General features: G+C 75.3%; 2 protein-coding genes. Both read right to left on the bottom strand.

The features are described from left to right. On the bottom strand, positions 1-1,418 hold a 1,418-nt coding region (locus B7767_RS37730; RefSeq protein WP_143652868.1), incomplete at its 3' end, for a polyketide synthase. Then, a partial coding sequence (locus B7767_RS37725; RefSeq protein ID WP_218775850.1) for an acyl carrier protein occupies positions 1,415-1,993 on the bottom strand: 579 nt, incomplete at its 5' end. The genes B7767_RS37725 and B7767_RS37730, both read right to left, overlap by 4 nt.

Genomic DNA, 1,993 nt, shown 5'->3' with positions numbered 1-1,993 from the left:
AGGGCGTCGTCGCGGTGCGCGCTGAGCAGGGCGAGCTGCGGGCGCGGATCGGCGGGCGGTTCCGGACGGACGGGGGCGCTGCCCAGGACGACGTGGCAGTTGGTGCCGCCGATGCCGAAGGAGCTGACGCCCGCGTACCGGGGGCCGGTCCAGTCTGTGGCCTTGTGGACGACGGTGAAGGGCGAGTCGTCCAGCTGGAGGTCGGGGTTGAGGGGCAGGGCGTCCAGGGTGGGCGGCAGTACGCCGTGGTGCAGGGCGAGGACGGTTTTGGCGAGACCGGCGATGCCCGCAGCCGAGTTGGCGTGCCCGATGTTGCTCTTGACCGAACCCAGGGCGCACCAGGCCGGGCCGGTGTCGCCGAACACGCGGCGCAGCGCGGCGACCTCCACCACGTCGCCGAGACGGGTGGCGGTGCCGTGGGTCTCGACGTAGGTGATGTCCCCGGGCGTGAGGCCGGCCACGGCGAGCGCCTCGGAGACCACACGGGCCTGTCCGCGCGGCGAGGGAGCGGTGAAGCCGGTGCGGTCGCCGCCGTCGTTGTTGACGGCGGAGCCGTGCAGGACGGCCAGCACCGGGTCGCCGTCGGCGACGGCGTCGCGCAGCCGCCGCAGGACGGCCACGCCGACGCCCTGGGTGTGCACGATGCCGGTGCCCTTGGCGGAGAAGGTCCGTACGTGTCCGTCGGCGGAGAAGATCCCGTCGGGGACGTGGAGGTAACCCATGCCCTGCGGGACGATCAGGGAGGCGCCGCCGGCGAGGGCGGTGTCGCACTCCCCCGCCAGCAGGGACTGGGCCGCCAGGTGCACGGCCACCAGCGAGGTCGAGCAGGCGGTGCCGACCGCGACGGCGGGTCCGGTGAGCGCGAGGCGGTGCGCGACGTGCAGGGGGAGGTAGTCGGCCACGCCCGCGAGGGCCGCCTGGAGGCTGCCGACGGGATCGGTGGCGGAGGCGGCGTACCGGTCGGCGAGGTTGCGGGCGAGGTAGTCGCTGTGGGCGGCGCCGGCGAAGACGCCCACAGCGCCCGCGCCGGCACCGCCGCCGTGTCCGGCGCTCTCCAGGGCACGCAGGCACGCTTCGAGGAAGAGCCTCTGCTGGGGGTCCATCACGGCCGCTTCGGCGTCGGTCAGGCCGAACGGCTCGGGATCGAACCGGTCCTGTTCGTCGATGACCCCGCTGACGGGTATGTGGGCGGGGTTGGCCAGCAGCCTCGCCGGGACGCCGCGTTCGGCCAGTTCCCGCTCGTCGTGCCGGGTCAGTCCGCTGCGGCCGTCGACGAGCAGGTCCCAGTAGGCCGCCGTGTCGGGGGCTCCGGGGAACCGGCAGTCCAGGGCGGTGACCGCGATCAGGTCGTCGCCGGCCTCGTGGCCGGGCCGGGGCGTCTCCGGCGTGTCTCCCCGGGAGGAAGTCGGTTCGGTCATCGTGTGGTCTCCTCGGCCAGGGCGCGTGCGGCGACGCGGGACGTTCTGCGCGTGGGCCGTTCGGACCGCTGGGAGGCGGGGGGCCTGATGGCGTCGGCGCCGGCGGCAGTGACGGCCCGGTCGGTGTCCGGGGCGCTCTGGACGGTGATGCGGGCGGCCAGGGCCGCGACGGTGGGGTGCTCGAACATGTCCGCCAGTGCGAGCCGGGGCGCGATGCCCTCCCGGAGCCTGCGGTGGGTGAGGACCAGAGTGAGGGAGGTGGCCCCCAGCTCCTTGAAGGTGCTGTCGGGCGTCACCGGCACGTCCGTGAAGTCGGCCAGGATGCCGGTCAATGCCTCCAGTACGGCCGGTGCCACGGGCGCGGCCGGGCCCTGACCGCGGTGCCGGGGCGCCTGGTCCGGTCCGGTGCCGTACCGTTCCGGGGCCGGGGCGCCGGGCGCCGGACCGGTGGACGGGGAGGGCGTCGGGGAGTCCCCCGCCCGGGGGCGGCAGACCACCTCCGCCAGTCCTCCGGGGCCCAGGAGCGGCACTGCGGCTTCGCCGTCGGTGGTTCGCGCCACGTGCCGGAGCCATCG

Origin of the sequence: Streptomyces sp. 13-12-16 (assembly GCF_002114215.1) — a bacterium.
Taxonomy (GTDB): Bacteria; Actinomycetota; Actinomycetes; order Streptomycetales; family Streptomycetaceae; genus Streptomyces.
The sequence above is the reverse complement of the archived record's forward strand: the minus strand, read 5'-3'. Positions and strand labels throughout refer to the sequence as shown.